Here is a 15,284-nt window from a genome sequence, read left to right as displayed (position 1 = left end):
CGTTGTTGAGAAAGCAGCAGTTTCATTTGAAAACAATCGGAGATAAACTAGGCAATTCTTTCAACATTTACAAGCAGGAGTGGTGAATGGATTTGCTCGACAGCATGAAGGTGTATGTGCTGGCTGTGGAAAAGGGCAGCCTGAGCGCTGCCGCCGCCGCCAGCGGCATGTCGGCCACGATGGCGGGCAACCACCTGCGCACCCTGGAAACACGGCTGGGCACACGCCTGCTGAACCGCACCACGCGACGCCAGCACGTGACCGCCTTCGGCCAGGACTACTACGCGCGCTGCAAGGAAATCCTGCGGCTGGTGGCGGAAACGGATGCCCAGGCCCAGCAGCTCCAGCTGGCGCCGGCGGGCAAGCTGCGCATCACGGCCCCCGTCACCTTCGGCACGGAGGCGCTGATGCCGGCCCTGGCGCACTATCTGGAGCGCTATCCCGACGTGAGCGTCAACGTCGCCCTGTGCGACCGGGTGGTGGATCTGGTGGAGGAAGGATTCGAGGCGGCTATCCGCATCGGCCCCTTGCCCGATTCAGGCCTGATCGCCCGGCCGCTGGCGCCGTACCGGCTGATGATCTGCGCCGCACCGGCCTATCTGGCGCGGTGCGGCACGCCGGCCACGCCGGCCGAGTTGAGCGGACACGAATGCCTGTCGTTCTCGCCGTCCGCGCTGACGCACTGGCGCCTGACGGGCGACGATGGGGAGAGCGTGGTGTCGGTGGCGGGGCGGGTGCAGGTCAACCATGGGCAGGCGCTGCGGGTGGCTGCCCTGCACGGGCTGGGCATCGTGCTGCAGCCGGCCCTCCTGCTGCAGGAGGACGTGCGGGCCGGGCGCCTGGTCCAGCTATTGCCCGGGCACACGCTGCCAAGCCGGCCCGTCAGCGTGGTCTACCTGCCGGACCGCTACCGCACGCCCAAGCTGCGCAGCTTCGTCGACTTCCTGGTCGAGCGCTTTCAGTAAGGAGGGCGGCTGATGACGCAAAAAAAAGGCCGCTGACGACAGCGGCCTTGTTCTTGCGGCAGGGCGGAACGCTTACAGCGGCGCCAGCACGTTATGGGCCTGCTCGTCAGCGTGATACGAGCTGCGCACCATGGCGCCCACGGCGGCGTGCTTGAAGCCCATTTTGTACGCCTCTTGCTCGAACATCTTGAACACGTCCGGATGCACGTAGCGGCGCACCGGCAGGTGGCTGTTCGATGGCGCCAGGTACTGGCCGATGGTGAGCATGTCGATGTCGTGCTCGCGCATGTCGCGCATCACCTGCAGGATTTCCTCGTCGGTCTCGCCCAGGCCCACCATGATGCCGGACTTGGTCTTGACGTCCGGGTACATGGCCTTGAAGTCCTTGAGCAGCTTGAGCGAGTGCTGGTAGTCGGAACCGGGACGGGCTTCCTTGTACAGGCGCGGCACCGTTTCCAGGTTGTGGTTCATCACGTCCGGCAGGCCGTCCTTGAACAGGTCGAGCGCCTTTTCCAGGCGGCCGCGGAAGTCCGGCACCAGCACTTCGATCTGGGTGTGGGGCGACAGGCCGCGCGTGTGCTGGATGCACTCGACGAAGTGGCCGGCGCCGCCGTCGCGCAGGTCGTCCCGGTCCACCGAGGTGATCACCACGTAGTTCAGCCGCAGGGCGGCGATGGTCTTGGACAGGTTGGCCGGTTCGTCCTTGTCCAGCGGATCCGGACGGCCGTGGCCGACGTCGCAGAACGGGCAGCGGCGGGTGCACTTGTCACCCATGATCATGAAGGTGGCGGTGCCCTTGCCGAAGCATTCGCCGATGTTGGGGCAGCTCGCCTCCTCGCACACGGTCACCAGCTTGTTCTCGCGCAGGATGTCCTTGATCTCGTAGAAACGGGTCGAGGCGGATGCAGCCTTGACGCGGATCCAGTCCGGCTTTTTCAGGCGCTCCACCTGCTCGATCGGCACGATCTTGATCGGGATGCGGGCGGTTTTGCTGGCGCCTTTTTGCTTTTCGCTCGGGTTGTAAGCGGGGGCAATGCTGGAGTTGGTATCAGAAGTCATTTGGCTGCGTGCCCACAGGGGCGGTAGTTTGGTTATTCGATGTCGGCTTGCTTGTTATGCATGCTTGCCGCTTGCGGCGCCGCTTGTGGTGCCGCTTCGGTACGCGCTAGCTCGCGCACCAGTTCCTGCGCCAGCGCCTGCTGCACGTCGGCCAGTTCGGCCGCCGCCCCCATGGAGCGCATGTCGACCGTTTCCAGGCCGGCATAACCACAGGGATTAATCCAGGAAAACGGCGCCAGGTCCATCGCCACGTTGAGCGACAGGCCATGGTAGGTGCAGCCGTTGCCGCGCACTTTCAGGCCGAGGGCGGCGATTTTGGCGCCCCGCTTCGGTCCGTCGGCCATGTAGATGCCGGGAGCCCCGTCGATGCGCTCGCCTGCGAGATTATACGCCCCTAATACGTTGATGATCGCTTGCTCGATTTTATGCACGAATTGACGGGCGTACAGTTTGCCGCCCGGTTTGTTGCGGCGCAGGTCCATCAGCAGGTAGATCACGACCTGTCCGGGGCCGTGGTAGGTCACTTCGCCGCCGCGGTCGGTCTGTACCACAGGTATCGAATCGGCCCCGGCCAGCAGGTGGCCGCGGTCGGCGCCCAGGCCCAGCGTGAACACGGGCGGGTGTTCGACGATCCAGAATTCGTCGCGCGTGTCGGGGGTGCGGGCGTCGGTGAACGCGCGCATGGCCGCAAAAGTGGCGTCGTAGTCGGCGCGGCCCAGGTGGCGGATCAGCGCCGGTTCGGCTTGGAGTGTGGACATAATGGCTGGCAGCAGGCTGGTTTCGGAGCCGGACGGCGGGAAACCGGAACCCCGGCATTATAAGCCAGCCGGGCGTTTCGGGCTGTTTGGCCCGTCAAGCCGGGGCCAAACAGGAACGCCGGACCCGCGTGCCCGGCCGGCGCCGTCGTGCCGCCGTAGCGCGACACGGGCACAGGGCACGGCCGCCGGCCTGCAACGCGCGCAGCGCGCTGCCCGCGCTGTCCCTGGTACGCAGGGCGCCCTAGTTCGGCTGATGGTGCGCCAGCCAGCGCTGCACGGACGGGCGCTGCCACTGGCCGGCCGCGTAATCGCGCAGCCGCTGTGGCACCGGGTCGCCATTGACGATCAGCCGGTGCAGCATCACGGCCAGGTCGGTGTCGGCGATGCTCCAGCGGCCGAACAGGTTGGCGCCGTCCACCAGGCGCTCGGCGGCGCGGATCAGCTGGTCGGCGCAGGCCTGGGCCTCGGCGCTCAGCGGCACGCTGGTGGGGCGGAAGAATACCGTCTCCGTGTTGCGCTCCGCGCGCAGCGGCATCAGGTCGCTGCGCAGCCAGGCTTGCAGCTGGCGCGCGCGGGCGCGGGCGTGGCGCTCCTGCGGATACAGGGCCGTGTACTCGGGGGCGGGGTAGGCCTCGTCCAGGTACTCGGCGATGGCGCTCGATTCGGTCAGCACGAAATCATCCTGCACCAGGGCCGGCACCCGGCCCGTCAACGCCAGGTCACGGTAAGCGGGACGACGGTGGACGCCGGCCTCCAGATCCATGGTTTCCAGGCCAAAGGGCAGCCCCTTTTCCGTCAGCGCCACATAGACGGACATGGCGTAGGGGCTGGCAAACAGGCTGTCGACATACAATTTGAAAGGCATGGGGGCTCCGCGGTGCTGATTGAATGGATTTCACATGGTAAGCCTTGCTTGACACACGCCATAACGATATATTTTGGCAACTGTAGCTAATTTTATTCACATAAAACCATGTCCGGAACACGCCGCCTGCCCAATTTTTCCGCCCTGCGCGCTTTCGAGGCGGCGGCCCGCCACCAGAATTTTTCCCGCGCGGCCGAGGAGCTGCACCTGACCCATGGCGCCATCAGCCACCAGGTGCGGGCGCTGGAGGAAGAACTGGGCACATCGCTGTTCGTGCGCAACGGCCGTCATGTGAAGGTGACGGCGGACGGCCTGCGCTTCGCCCGCCAGTTGGGCAAGGCCTTCAGCGACATTGCGACGGCGGCCGACGCACTGCGGCCGGCCAGCGCCAGCCACCGCCTGACCGTGTCGTCCATCCCCTCGTTCGCGGCGCGCTGGCTGGCGCCCCGGCTGGGCCAGTTCATCGACCAGCATCCGGACGTGGAAGTGGTGCTGCAGGCCAGCGGCCAGCTGCAGGACCTGGTGCGCGACGCGGTCGACGTGGGCATCCGTTTCGGACGGGGCCATTATCCGGGCATGGTGGTGCAGCGCCTGATGGGGGATGTGTACTATCCGGTGGCCAGCCCCTCGTACCGGGGCGGCCATCTGCCGGCCACGCCGCGGGAACTGGAGCAGGCTTGCCTGCTGCGCTCGGTGGAGCCGTGGACGCCGTGGTTCCGCGCGGCCGGGCTGGCGCTGGCCGAACCATCCGGCGGGGTGATGTTCGAGGATTTGTCGATGCTGGTGCGTTCGGCCGTGGACGGCAACGGCGTGGCGCTGGTGCGCCATGTGGTGGCGATGCAGGAAATCGCGTCCGGCCAGCTGGTGCGGCTGTTCGATATTGCCACCCCGTGCCCGGACGAATACTACTTTGTCAGCCCGCCCGCCGCCGCCGTCAAGCCGCAGGTGCAGGCGTTCCGCGCCTGGCTGCTGGCCGAAATCGACAAATTCCGGCAGCAGCAGGACGGCTGATTACATCACGATCTTGACCATGGGATGGCCGGACAGCTCCGTGTACAAGGCATCGAGCTGCGCGCGGCTGGTGGCGCGCACCACCACCGTCAGGCCCGTGTAATTGCCCTTGGCCGAAGGACGTGCTTCCAGCTTGCCTTCATGGAAAGTGGGGTCGTGCTTCTGCACCACCTGCACGATGGTGGTGGTGAACTCGATGTGCGTCGGGCCCATCACCTTGATCGGGAAGTCGCTCGGGTACTCGATGAGGGACTCCGACGGGGGAACTGCGGGTGGGATGGTCGCTGCCATGGTCATTCCAATCAATGTAAAAAAGGTCGCGCCAACGCGGCGCTCACCCACATATTGTAGCCAATTCAGGAATTACCAGTGCGGCGGCGGGCCGCCCGGATCCTGCAGGCCGGCCACCGCCGAAAATTGGGTATGCAAAAAATGGGATACGTCCCCATTTCTTTCCCCTTTTTGAAAATGGGGTACGTCCCCATTTTTCAGGCAAAAAAAAGCCAGCTGGAGAAGCTGGCTTAAAAAACTATTCTCACTGTCTTGAAAATAGTCGGGATAGACTCGGTGATATCCCGACGATCTGGCGTTGCGGGAGTGTTCTCCCTGTCTTGCCGCGCTGTCGCCGCTGTTGCCTAAAACACATACTGTATAGAAATATAATGTTTTTGGCTACAACTTTGTGATGAACTGCAACTTTCGCGGCCTGAACGACTGAATTTCGGACCTGAAACGCAAAAGAATCCGCTTACCGGTGTAGTCAGCGCTCCACCTGACGGCCACGTTTTTCTCGCTCATCGTCCTTGCGCTTGTCGTTGCCTTCGTTGCCAGGATGCGCGCCGCCGGGATGACCCTGCTCGTGCTGCGCTGGCTGTGCCTGCGGCGCGGGACGGGCCGGGGCCTGGAATACCTGTGGCTGAGCCTGCTGCGGCTGCGTCGCCCGCTGGGGCGGCGCCTGGATCGGTTGCTGCTGGGACGGCGCCTGGAACGGTTGTGCGGCTGGACGGGCAGCTTCCGCCTCCGGACGGATCTGGCGCCGGCCATCGTCATGGCGCACGGGATACTCGCCACGGTCGCCGCGCTCGAAGCGCTCGCGGCTGCGCTCATCCTGCGCCGGCTGCTGGGCGCCGCGCGGCTCGATCTGACGGCCCGGCGGCTGGGCATTCAAAGGCTGCGCCTGCTGCTGGTTCTGGAACTGCTGCTGGCGTTGATGCCGTTGCTGTTCCTCGAGCTGCTGGCGCTGTTGCTCCTCTTGTCGTTGTCGTTGCTGCAACTGCAGCTGTTGCTGCTGCAGTTGGTGTTGCTGCAATTGTTGCTGCTGACGCTGCTGTTGCAGTTGCTGCTGTTGCAGTTGCTGCTGTTGCAGTTGCTGCTGTTGCAGTTGCTGCTGTTGTACTTGCTGTTGTTGCAGTTGCTGTTGGTGTACTTGTTGCTGCAGCTGTTGTTGCTGAAGTTGTTGCTGCTGCAACTGCTGCTGTTGATACGCCGGCTGCGGCAACTGTTGACTCGGCTGCCGGGCCGGCGCCGTCAGCACCTGCCCCGGTACGGCAGTCTGGCCCACGCGCTGCTGCGGCTGCACCACCTGGGCCTGCGGGGCATAGCCGGCCCCTGCCATGCCGGCGCCGGCGCCGCCGCGTTCGGTCCGCCGCTCATCGCCGTCGATGCGGCGCCGGCCATAGCCGCGGTCATAGCCGTGTACCGGCGCGGCCGGGGCGGGGGCGGCCACCAGCGGCGCCGTGCGTATCACGGCCGGCGGCAGTATCACCTGCGGGCTGGCATGCACCGGCACCACGTGACGGGCTTCGAACTGGTCGCGCGGCACCACCGTCACCCCTTCGTGCGGGCCGTTGCGCCACTCGGCCGGGCGGCCGTTGTGGGTCCAGACCATGCGCCGCTCGTGATCCGGCGACAGGTGGAACGGCGCCACGTACCGTTCGTGCGGCGCCAGCGGATACCACCCCGTGGCCGGGCCGCGCCGGCCGTCACGGTGCGCGGCCTCCAGCCGGTCGCCGCCCACCCAGCCCACCAGGGCCGGCGCCCAGGCGGGCCGGCCCACGTAGCGTCCCGGCGCCCAGCACCAGCGGCGGTTGACCATCACCCAGCGCCCGTAATGGGACGGCGCATAGCCCCACGGCGCGCTGTCGACCCAGGTCCAGCCGAAGCTCACCATCCAGATCCATTGCCCGTCGCGGTAGGGCGCCCAGTCGGCCGCCACCACGCGCGGCGCCCACAGGGGGCCATATTCCGGACTGTCGGTCCAGCTGCCGTAGCGGTCCAGCTCCTCGTAGCCGGTCACTTCGCTCGGCACGTAACGGCTGGCGATGGACGATTCGTACTGGCGGTCGCGCCAGTCGGCCCAGCTGTCGAAACCGTCGCGCAGGGCGGCGCCGGTGCGCACGTCCTCGCTGCTCACGTCGGCCCGCTGGCCGGCCCGCAGCACCAGCTGGCTGCCGGCGCCGTCCACCCTGGCCACGCCGGACTGCACGTTGACGACGGTGGTGTCGGCGATGCGTTCGGCATCCACCCGCACCGTGCCCGGCTCGACCATCGTCACGCGCGCCTGCGGCGTGCTCAGTTCGAAATCGCGCAGCAAGCTCCGGTCGCGCAGGTGGACGCTGGCGCTGCCGTAATTGAGCTGCAGGCGCACGTTGTCGTCGTCCAGCTGCACCACTTCCAGGTCGGAGTCGCCGTCCAGCCGGATGGCCAACGGCCCCACGCGAAATTCGCTGCGCGCGCTGCTGGCGGTGTTCAGGTGGTCGCCCGTGGTGACAGGCCAGTTCAGCATGGCGTCGGCCGGATCGCCCGCGCCCACCACCGTGACCTGGCCTTCGACACTGGAAATACGGCCCACCCGGCCCGGAATATCGTCGGCCAATGCGGGCAAAGTCCAGGCCAGCAACGCGGCGAGGACGGCGGAGGTGAGGGTGCTGCGGCTCATGGCTGCGCTCCTAAGCGTATGACGGCCGCCGGCATGGGCGGCACGCCTGTTTATCGTTATTATTTAACGCTGCACAGCCGTTGCCGACTACCGGGGTTACAAATGTTTGCACATTCGTTAGTCCGGTCGCCGGCATCAGGCGTTTACGCCGTCGCCGCCGCGCCGCGCTTGACGAAGAACAGGGCCGTGCCGACGGCCATCAGCAGGCCGCCGAAGAAGCGGTTCTGCTTGCGCACGGCGCGCGCATCGCGGAAGAAGCGCTGCATGGACGAGGCGAGGAAGGCGTAGCTGTGCATCACGATCAGGTCGATGGTGCACATGGTGGCGGCCAGGATCAGCAGCTGCGGCAGCACGGGCGCGCCGCGCGCGATGAACTGCGGCAGCACGGCCACCATGAAGATGATGCCCTTGGGGTTGGTGGCATTGGTCAGGAAGCCGGTCAGCACCCGCTTGCGCAGCGACGGCACCACGGCCACGGGCTGCGCCGCGACGGCGGCCGCCTCCACGCTGACCTTGGCGCGCCACTGGCTCAGGCCCAGGTAGATCAGGTACAGCGCGCCCACCGTCTTGACCACGTTGAAGGCGATTTCGGACGCCAGCAGCAGCGAGCCGACCCCGGCGCCGGCGATGAACAGCACCAGCAGCAGCCCGGCCTGCAGGCCCAGGATGGTGCCGCTGGTCTTGCGCACCCCATACGACAGCCCGTGCGACATCGACAGCACGGCGCCCGATCCGGGCGAGACGGCGATGATGGAGGCGGCGATGACAAACGTGATCCAGGTGGCAAAGCTCATGGTGTTTTTCCGTCCAAGGTTCTGGCCGCGCCGGCAACGCGCCGCGCGGTAACGGACATTGTAGCGGCGTTGGCCGTCCGCTGCCCGCCCCGGCTGAGGTAAGATTGCCAGACTTTCATCCCGGAGCCCCGCCATGCGCAACACGACACTGACCATTTCCCCCACGGAGGGCCGCTGACATGGCCGGCTCCAGCCTGCTGGCCCTGATCGACGACATCGCGGCCATCCTCGACGACGTGGCCCTGATGAGCAAGGTGGCGGCCAAGAAGACGGCCGGCGTGCTGGGCGACGACCTGGCCCTCAACGCCCAGCAAGTGTCGGGCGTGCAGGCCGAGCGCGAACTGCCCGTGGTATGGGCCGTGGCGCGCGGTTCGCTGCGCAACAAGGCGATCCTGGTGCCGGCCGCGCTGGCCATCAGCGCGCTGGCGCCGTGGGCCGTGACGCCGCTGCTGATGGCCGGCGGCGCCTACCTGTGCTACGAAGGTTTCGAAAAGCTGGCCCACGGCTATCTGCATCCGGCCGAGCACGACCAGCACCTGGGTGAACTGGCCGACGCCGTCAGCGATCCCGACGTCGACCTGGTGGCCCTGGAGCGCGACAAGATCGCCGGCGCCGTGCGTACCGACTTCATCCTGTCGGCCGAGATCATCGTCATCGCGCTGGGCACGGTGGCCGGCGCCCCGTTCGGCCAGCAGGTGGCCGTGCTGGCCGGGGTGGCCGTGCTGATGACGGTGGGCGTGTATGGCATCGTGGCGGCCATCGTCAAGCTCGACGACGCCGGCCTGTACCTGAGCCGGCGCGGCGGCGCCGCCCTGCGGGCGCTGGGCGCCGTGCTGCTGGCGGCCGCCCCCAAACTGATGAAGCTGCTGTCCGTGGCCGGCACGCTGGCCATGTTCATGGTGGGCGGCGGCATCCTGTTGCATGGTGTGCCGGGCAGTCATATCATGATGGAAGCGGCGGCCCGCGCGGCCGGCCTGGTGCCGCTGGCCGGCGCCTTGCTGGCGGCCGTCACGCCGGCTGTACTGAACGGTCTGGCAGGGGTGGTGGCCGGCGCCGCCGCCCTGGTTCTGGCCGGAGTGGCGGCCCGCTTGCGCCGGCTGCTGCCCGGCCGCTGAGTCCGCACGGACGGCATGCCGGCCGTTGCCTCGTGCGCAGACAAGCACGGCGCCAGGCGGCGGCACATTGCCGGGCGTGCCAGGCCGCCGCTGGACGAAATTTGGAACAACGGCTCGCCTCGTGCGCAGGAAACCGGCGCGCCGGGCCGGCGGTATCGCCTGCCGACCGCCTGTGGACGGAACCTGGTGCCGTTGTCGCTGTCAAATCCATAGGCGACAGCCGGTCGAAAGGAGCGGGCGCATATGGCGCCGACCAGGCCGCCGCTGTGGGGAGCATGCCATGGACACGCTGGAAGCAAGACTAGGATTGGCGCTGGAAGCGGCGCAAATGACCATCTGGGATTCGGAGTTACACGACGGCAGCGTCATGGACAGCACCGTCAACTGGATCGCGCCCGGCGCGGCGCTGCTGGGGCTGGCGCCGGACGACCTGGCCCAGCCCTTCTCCGACTTTCTCGCCACCGTGCACCCGGCCGACCGCGACGCCGTGCTGCGCACCATGCAGGCCGGGGTGGACCGGGGTGACGGCTATGAACTGGAATTTCGCGTCGTGTGGCCGGACGCCACCCAGCACTGGCTGGCCGCCAAGGCCAGGATCACGTTCACGCCGGAGCGCCACGCGCGCGGCACGCTGGGCATGATGTGGGACATCTCGCGCCGCAAGTCCGAGGCGCGGCACACGGCGCGCCAGCGCGAACTGGCCGAGGTCACGCTGCGCTCGATCGGCGAGGGCGTCATCACGACCGACGCCCAAGGCCACACCCTGTACCTGAACCGGGTGGCCGAGCAGTTGACGGGCTGGACCAGCGAACAGGCCCAGGGCGTGGACATCGGCACCACCTTGCGCCTGGTGGACGAGGAGCAGGGTGCGGTCGGCGAGCATGTGGCCCTGAAATGCCTGCGGCTGCGCCAGACCGTCAGCGTGACGTCCAACAGCCAGCTCGTCACGCGCGAAGGACGCCACATCGCCGTCGAGGAATCGGCCGCCCCCATCTGGTCGGACGAGAACGAACTGCTGGGCGCCGTGGTCGTGTTCCGCGACGTGAGCCACGAACGGCGGCTGAGCCGCCAGCTCAGCTGGCAGGCCACGCACGACGCCTTGACCGGCCTCATCAACCGCAGCGAGTTCGAGTCCCAGGTGGCCGCCGCCCTGCGCAGCGCCAAGGAGGAGGGCCACGTGCACGCCCTGCTGTACCTGGACCTGGACCAGTTCAAGGTGGTCAACGACACTTGCGGCCACGGCGCCGGCGACCTGCTGCTGCAACTGCTGGCCAAGCTGCTGCAGACCCAGATGCGCGATTCCGACATCCTGGCCCGGCTCGGCGGCGACGAGCTGGGCGTGCTGCTGCCCCACTGTCCGCCGGCCCAGGCCATGCACGTGGCGGAAGACTTGCGCCAGTCCGTCAAGGGCTTCCGCTTCGTGTGGGAAAACCGCAGCTTCGAGCTGGGCGTGAGCATCGGCGTGGTGGAAGTGAACGAGAACAGCAAGTCCCTGAGCGAACTGCTGGTGGCGGCCGACCAGGCTTGCTACCTGGCCAAAGAACGGGGCCGCAACCGGGTCCACCAGTACCAGGAATCGGATTTGCGGCTGACCCAGCGCCACGGCGAAATGCTGTGGGTGTCGCGCCTGAGCGAGGCGTTCGAGCAGCAGCGCTTCCGCCTGTACGCCCAGCCCATCGTCAGCCTGACGGCCGAAGGCAAGCCGCACGACGAGGTGCTGATCCGCATCCTGGGCCCCAAGGGCGACCTGATCCTGCCCGGCGCCTTCATCCCGGCCGCCGAACGCTACGACATGATGCTCGACATCGACCGCTGGGTGATACGCTCCGTGTGCCGCCACATCCAGAGCCTGCGCGACAGCCTGGACTTGCCCCAGGCTTACATCGACAGCCGCCAGCGCCACCCGGCCCAGTACGCCATCAACCTGTCGGGCACCTCGATCGGCGACGACGCGCTGCATGACTACATCGTCGAGCAATTCAGCCAGTACGACATCGCACCGGAACAGATCTGTTTCGAGATCACGGAAACGGCGGCCATCGGCAATTTGCCGAAAGCACAAGATTTCATGCACAAGCTCAAGCGGCTGGGCTGCTGCTTCTCGCTCGACGATTTCGGCAGCGGCCTGTCCTCCTTCGCCTACCTGAAGTCCTTGCCGGTGGACTTCCTGAAGATCGACGGCATCTTCGTGCGCGACCTGGCCACCAACGCCATCAATCGCGCCATGGTCAAGGCCATCAACGAAGTGGGGCACGTGATGGGCATCCGCACGGTGGCCGAATATGTGGAAAATGACCTCATCCTCGCGCAAGTACGCGACATCGGCGTCGATTATGCCCAAGGTTACGCGGTCGGCCAGCTACGGCCGCTGCTGGCCGGCAGCGACTGAGCGGACGGGGCGCCCGCCCCGGCCCGGATTACTCCCTGAAAACATGGCGCGCCCCGCATGGCGGCAGGGCCGGCGGCCCGCCGGCGGGGGTACCGGCTACCCCATCCGAATCTGGAGATTTTTGATCTATATCAATAAATTTGCGAGTCCGACTCCGTACACTTGACGTCATACCTTGCGATAGAGCAAGAATAGACTTTTTTCCTTGGAGATAGCCGTCATGCGCACCAACCTGCCCGTCACCGACCGCGAACAGGAAGTCCTGGACGACCACGCCATCGTGTCCAAGACAGATTTGGACGGCAACATCACCTACGTCAACCCGTATTTCTGCGAAGTGAGCGGCTACACGTCCGAGGAACTGGTCGGTTCGCCGCAAAATATCGTGCGCCACCCGGACATGCCGCCCGAAGCATTCGCCGACCTGTGGCGCGCCATCAAGGCCGGCTATCCATGGACCGGCCTGGTCAAGAACCGCTGCAAGAATGGCGACTACTACTGGGTCAAGGCCAACATCACCCCCATCCGCGACGCCGGCCGCACCATCGGCTACATGTCGGTGCGGGTGCGCGCCGAGCAGGGCCAGGTGGCCAAGGCGGAACAGGCCTACCGCGCCATCCGCCAGCAGCCCAAGGACCAGCCCGGCCTCACGATACGCCACGGCGAGGTGGTGCAGCCCGGCCTGCGCGGCCTGCTGGCCCGTTTGAGCCATGTGTCGCTGGCCATGCGCATCTGGGCCTGCACCAGTCTCGTCAACACGCTGCTGGCCGGCGTCTGCCTGGCCAGCCTGATGGGCTCGGACGGCCGTAACACCGTCCTCAGCTACGGCATCTTCGGCGCCACCTTCATCGGCCTGCTGATCAACGTGTTCCTGTGGTACACCCTGCGCACCGGCATGCTGCAACCGCTGAACCGGGCCCTGCAGGGCGCCCGCGCCATTGCCGCCGGCGACCTGTCGGCCCGTTTCGACACCAAGTCCACCGACGAGGTGGGCCAGCTGCTGCGCGCCCTGCAGCAAATGAACAGCAACCTGATCGCCACCATCCGCGACGTGCGCATGAATGTGGAAACGATGGCCGTGGCCACGCGCCAGATCGCGGCCGGCAATGCCGACCTGTCGGGCCGCACGGAAGCCCAGGCCGCCAGCCTGGAAGAGACGGCGTCCAGCGTCGAGCAGTTCGCCGCCACCGTCAAGCAGAACGCCGACAATTCCGTGGAAGCGAACGCGCTGGCCGTCAACGCCTCCAACGTGGCCCAGGAAGGTGGCGTGATCGTGGCCGACGTGATTGCCACCATGGACGACATCAACAGCTCGTCCAAGAAGATCGTCGACATCATCAGCCTGATCGAGGGCATCGCCTTCCAGACCAACATCCTGGCCCTGAACGCGGCCGTCGAGGCGGCCCGGGCCGGCGAGCAGGGCCGCGGCTTCGCCGTCGTGGCCGGCGAGGTGCGCAACCTGGCCCAGCGCAGCGCCACGGCCGCCAAGGACATCAAGAACCTGATCGACATGTCGGTCGGCAAGGTCAGCGCCGGCATGGTGCAGGTGCACCGGGCCGGCTCCACCATGGAGCAGGTGGTCAAGTCGGTGCAGCAGGTGACGGCCATCATGCAGGACATTTCCATCGCTTCGCGCGAGCAGAGCATCGGCGTGGACCAGGTCAACGCGGCCATCGCCCACCTCGACCAGGTGACCCAGCAGAACGCGGCCCTGGTGGAGGAGGCGGCCGCCGCCGCCGCCAGCCTGGCCCAGGAAGCGACGGGCCTGACCCAGGCCGTCAGCCTGTTCAACTTCGGCCACGCGCTGCGGCCGAAACGCGGCGGCCGGCCGGCCGCGGCCGCGCCACACCAGAACGGCGCCTTCAAGCGCCTGGCGGCCTGAACCCTTGTACCTTTGCCCTTATTGCACCCATTGCACCGTTAAACAGAAATGACCATGTCCCATACCGAAGCCAGCGCGACGTCCAGCGTCGCGTATTTCCCCACGGTGCAATTCGACGCTGACATCATCAGCAAGCTGAGCCAGTCCGGCCCCCGCTACACATCGTATCCGACGGCCGACCGCTTCAGCGACGATTTCGGCTACGGCAACTACCTGGAGGCGGTGGCCGGCCTGCGCATGCGCGGCGGCCGCCGTCCCCTGTCGCTCTACATCCACATCCCGTTCTGCGACACCATCTGCTACTACTGCGCCTGCAACAAGATCGTCACCAAGGACCGCAGCAAGGCCGCCACCTACCTCAGCTACCTGAAGCAGGAAATCGAGATGCAGGCCAAGTTGTTCTCGGGCATGAACCACATCGAGCAGCTGCACTTCGGCGGCGGCACGCCGACCTACCTGAGCGACCGCCAGATGGACGAGCTGATGACCCACCTGCGCCACAACTTCGAGTTCGCGCCGGACGACATCGGCGAATATTCGATCGAAATCGATCCCCGCACGGTCAGCCGCGAGCGGGTGCAGTCGCTGCGCTCGCAAGGCTTCAACCGCATCAGCCTGGGGGTGCAGGATTTCGACCCGGCCGTGCAGCAAGCCGTCAACCGCATCCAGCCGGCCGAGGATACGCTGGCCATCATGCAGGCCGCGCGCGACGCCGGCTTCCGCTCCATCAGCATCGACCTGATCTACGGTCTGCCCAAGCAGAACATGGAGAGCATGGCGCGCACGCTGGAACAGGTGATCGCGGCCAGCCCGGACCGCATCGCCCTGTACAACTACGCCCACATGCCGCACCTGTTCAAGCCGCAGCGCCGCATCCTGGAAGCGGACCTGCCGCCGGCCGCCGTCAAGCTCGACATGCTGGCCCTGTGCATCCGCCGCCTGAGCGCGGCCGGCTACGTCTACATCGGCATGGACCACTTCGCCAAGCCCACGGACGACCTGGCCGTGGCCCAGCGCCAGGGCCGGCTGCACCGCAACTTCCAGGGCTATTCCACCCATGCGGAATCGGACCTGGTGGCGTGCGGCGTGTCGGCCATCAGCGCCGTGGGCGCCACTTACAGCCAGAACGAAAAGACGCTGGACGCCTATTACGAAAAGCTCGACGAGGGCAAGCTGCCGGTGGCGCGCGGCATCAAGCTGACCAGCGACGACCTGCTGCGCCGCATCATCATCCAGATGCTGATGTGTAATTTCGAGCTGTCGATCGACTCCATCGAGCAAGCCTACCCGATCGACTTCCGCACCTATTTCGCCACCGAGCTGGAAGCGCTGGCGCCGCTGGAGCAGGACGGCCTGGTCACGCTGGAACCGCACTGGCTGAGCGTGACGCCCAAGGGCCGCCTGCTGATCCGTAACATCTGCATGGTGTTCGACCGCCACCTGCGCATGGCGCGCGCCCAGCCGCAGCCGGGCCAGCCGCTGCGCTTCTCGCGCACCATCTGAGCACC

At 66.6% G+C, this 15,284-nt stretch carries 12 protein-coding genes; 6 read left to right on the top strand and 6 right to left on the bottom strand.

The genetic code is table 11. The features are described 5' to 3' along the window. The first annotated feature begins 86 nt into the window (after positions 1–86). Entirely contained in the window at positions 87–965 is an 879-nt protein-coding gene (locus tag AC3WOS_RS03755) for a LysR substrate-binding domain-containing protein (RefSeq protein ID WP_492714492.1), read from the top strand. Positions 966–1,037: 72 nt separating this feature from the next. Here AC3WOS_RS03755 and lipA read toward each other — a convergent pair whose 3' ends face one another. The 3 genes from lipA to yfcF all read right to left on the bottom strand — a co-directional run bounded on the left by lipA (position 1,038) and on the right by yfcF (position 3,647). Further along, positions 1,038–2,024: a lipoyl synthase gene (gene lipA, locus AC3WOS_RS03750; RefSeq protein WP_492714491.1), complete on the bottom strand. Its 987-nt coding sequence runs from the start codon at positions 2,022–2,024 to the stop codon at positions 1,038–1,040. A gap of 32 nt (positions 2,025–2,056) precedes the next feature. Then, positions 2,057–2,782 carry a lipoyl(octanoyl) transferase LipB gene (gene lipB, locus AC3WOS_RS03745; protein WP_492714490.1) on the bottom strand — a complete coding sequence of 242 codons (726 nt, stop codon included), beginning with the start codon at positions 2,780–2,782 and terminating at the stop codon, positions 2,057–2,059. Positions 2,783–3,023: 241 nt separating this feature from the next. Further along, positions 3,024–3,647 carry a glutathione transferase gene (gene yfcF, locus AC3WOS_RS03740; RefSeq protein ID WP_492714489.1) on the bottom strand — a complete coding sequence of 208 codons (624 nt, stop codon included), beginning with the start codon at positions 3,645–3,647 and terminating at the stop codon, positions 3,024–3,026. Between the two features lie 108 nt (positions 3,648–3,755). Here yfcF and gcvA point away from each other — a divergent pair, with 108 nt between their 5' ends. Further along, the gene (gene gcvA / locus AC3WOS_RS03735; RefSeq protein ID WP_492714488.1) at positions 3,756–4,658 is read left to right on the top strand and encodes a transcriptional regulator GcvA; all 903 of its coding nucleotides are present in this window, start codon (positions 3,756–3,758) and stop codon (positions 4,656–4,658) included. Here gcvA and AC3WOS_RS03730 read toward each other — a convergent pair whose 3' ends face one another. The 3 genes from AC3WOS_RS03730 to AC3WOS_RS03720 form a co-directional block, all read right to left on the bottom strand. After that, positions 4,659–4,955: a DUF493 family protein gene (locus tag AC3WOS_RS03730; protein WP_492714487.1), complete on the bottom strand. Its 297-nt coding sequence runs from the start codon at positions 4,953–4,955 to the stop codon at positions 4,659–4,661. Positions 4,956–5,418: 463 nt separating this feature from the next. Continuing rightward, positions 5,419–7,596, bottom strand: coding sequence for a DUF6600 domain-containing protein (locus tag AC3WOS_RS03725; protein WP_492714486.1), 2,178 nt, complete (start codon positions 7,594–7,596; stop codon positions 5,419–5,421). A 143-nt stretch (positions 7,597–7,739) separates the two neighbouring features. Beyond that, complete coding sequence (locus AC3WOS_RS03720) at positions 7,740–8,390, bottom strand: LysE family transporter (RefSeq protein ID WP_492714485.1); 651 nt, start codon at positions 8,388–8,390, stop codon at positions 7,740–7,742. Positions 8,391–8,569: 179 nt separating this feature from the next. Here AC3WOS_RS03720 and AC3WOS_RS03715 point away from each other — a divergent pair, with 179 nt between their 5' ends. The 4 genes from AC3WOS_RS03715 to hemN all read left to right on the top strand — a co-directional run bounded on the left by AC3WOS_RS03715 (position 8,570) and on the right by hemN (position 15,279). Continuing rightward, positions 8,570–9,505, top strand: coding sequence for a DUF808 domain-containing protein (locus AC3WOS_RS03715; protein ID WP_492714484.1), 936 nt, complete (start codon positions 8,570–8,572; stop codon positions 9,503–9,505). Between the two features lie 280 nt (positions 9,506–9,785). Beyond that, positions 9,786–11,894: an EAL domain-containing protein gene (locus AC3WOS_RS03710; protein ID WP_492714483.1), complete on the top strand. Its 2,109-nt coding sequence runs from the start codon at positions 9,786–9,788 to the stop codon at positions 11,892–11,894. A gap of 220 nt (positions 11,895–12,114) precedes the next feature. Further along, positions 12,115–13,776, top strand: a complete 1,662-nt coding sequence (locus AC3WOS_RS03705) for a methyl-accepting chemotaxis protein (RefSeq protein ID WP_492714482.1) — start codon at positions 12,115–12,117, stop codon at positions 13,774–13,776. A gap of 48 nt (positions 13,777–13,824) precedes the next feature. Further along, the gene (hemN, locus tag AC3WOS_RS03700; protein WP_492714481.1) at positions 13,825–15,279 is read left to right on the top strand and encodes an oxygen-independent coproporphyrinogen III oxidase; all 1,455 of its coding nucleotides are present in this window, start codon (positions 13,825–13,827) and stop codon (positions 15,277–15,279) included. Positions 15,280–15,284: the final 5 nt, after the last annotated feature.

The organism is Rugamonas sp. FW305-51, from assembly GCF_058786935.1.
Note: the sequence above shows the minus strand (reverse complement) of the source record. Positions and strands in the feature narration are given on the sequence as shown.

Excerpts from the sequence above, each read along its gene's own strand:
- AC3WOS_RS03755 (WP_492714492.1), top strand. The coding sequence starts at position 87 with ATGGATTTGCTCGACAGCATGAAGGTGTATGTGCTGGCTGTGGAAAAG.
- lipA (WP_492714491.1), bottom strand. The coding sequence starts at position 2,024 with ATGACTTCTGATACCAACTCCAGCATTGCCCCCGCTTACAACCCGAGC.
- lipB (WP_492714490.1), bottom strand. The coding sequence starts at position 2,782 with ATGTCCACACTCCAAGCCGAACCGGCGCTGATCCGCCACCTGGGCCGC.
- yfcF (WP_492714489.1), bottom strand. The coding sequence starts at position 3,647 with ATGCCTTTCAAATTGTATGTCGACAGCCTGTTTGCCAGCCCCTACGCC.
- gcvA (WP_492714488.1), top strand. The coding sequence starts at position 3,756 with ATGTCCGGAACACGCCGCCTGCCCAATTTTTCCGCCCTGCGCGCTTTC.
- AC3WOS_RS03730 (WP_492714487.1), bottom strand. The coding sequence starts at position 4,955 with ATGACCATGGCAGCGACCATCCCACCCGCAGTTCCCCCGTCGGAGTCC.
- AC3WOS_RS03725 (WP_492714486.1), bottom strand. The coding sequence starts at position 7,596 with ATGAGCCGCAGCACCCTCACCTCCGCCGTCCTCGCCGCGTTGCTGGCC.
- AC3WOS_RS03720 (WP_492714485.1), bottom strand. The coding sequence starts at position 8,390 with ATGAGCTTTGCCACCTGGATCACGTTTGTCATCGCCGCCTCCATCATC.
- AC3WOS_RS03715 (WP_492714484.1), top strand. The coding sequence starts at position 8,570 with ATGGCCGGCTCCAGCCTGCTGGCCCTGATCGACGACATCGCGGCCATC.
- AC3WOS_RS03710 (WP_492714483.1), top strand. The coding sequence starts at position 9,786 with ATGGACACGCTGGAAGCAAGACTAGGATTGGCGCTGGAAGCGGCGCAA.
- AC3WOS_RS03705 (WP_492714482.1), top strand. The coding sequence starts at position 12,115 with ATGCGCACCAACCTGCCCGTCACCGACCGCGAACAGGAAGTCCTGGAC.
- hemN (WP_492714481.1), top strand. The coding sequence starts at position 13,825 with ATGACCATGTCCCATACCGAAGCCAGCGCGACGTCCAGCGTCGCGTAT.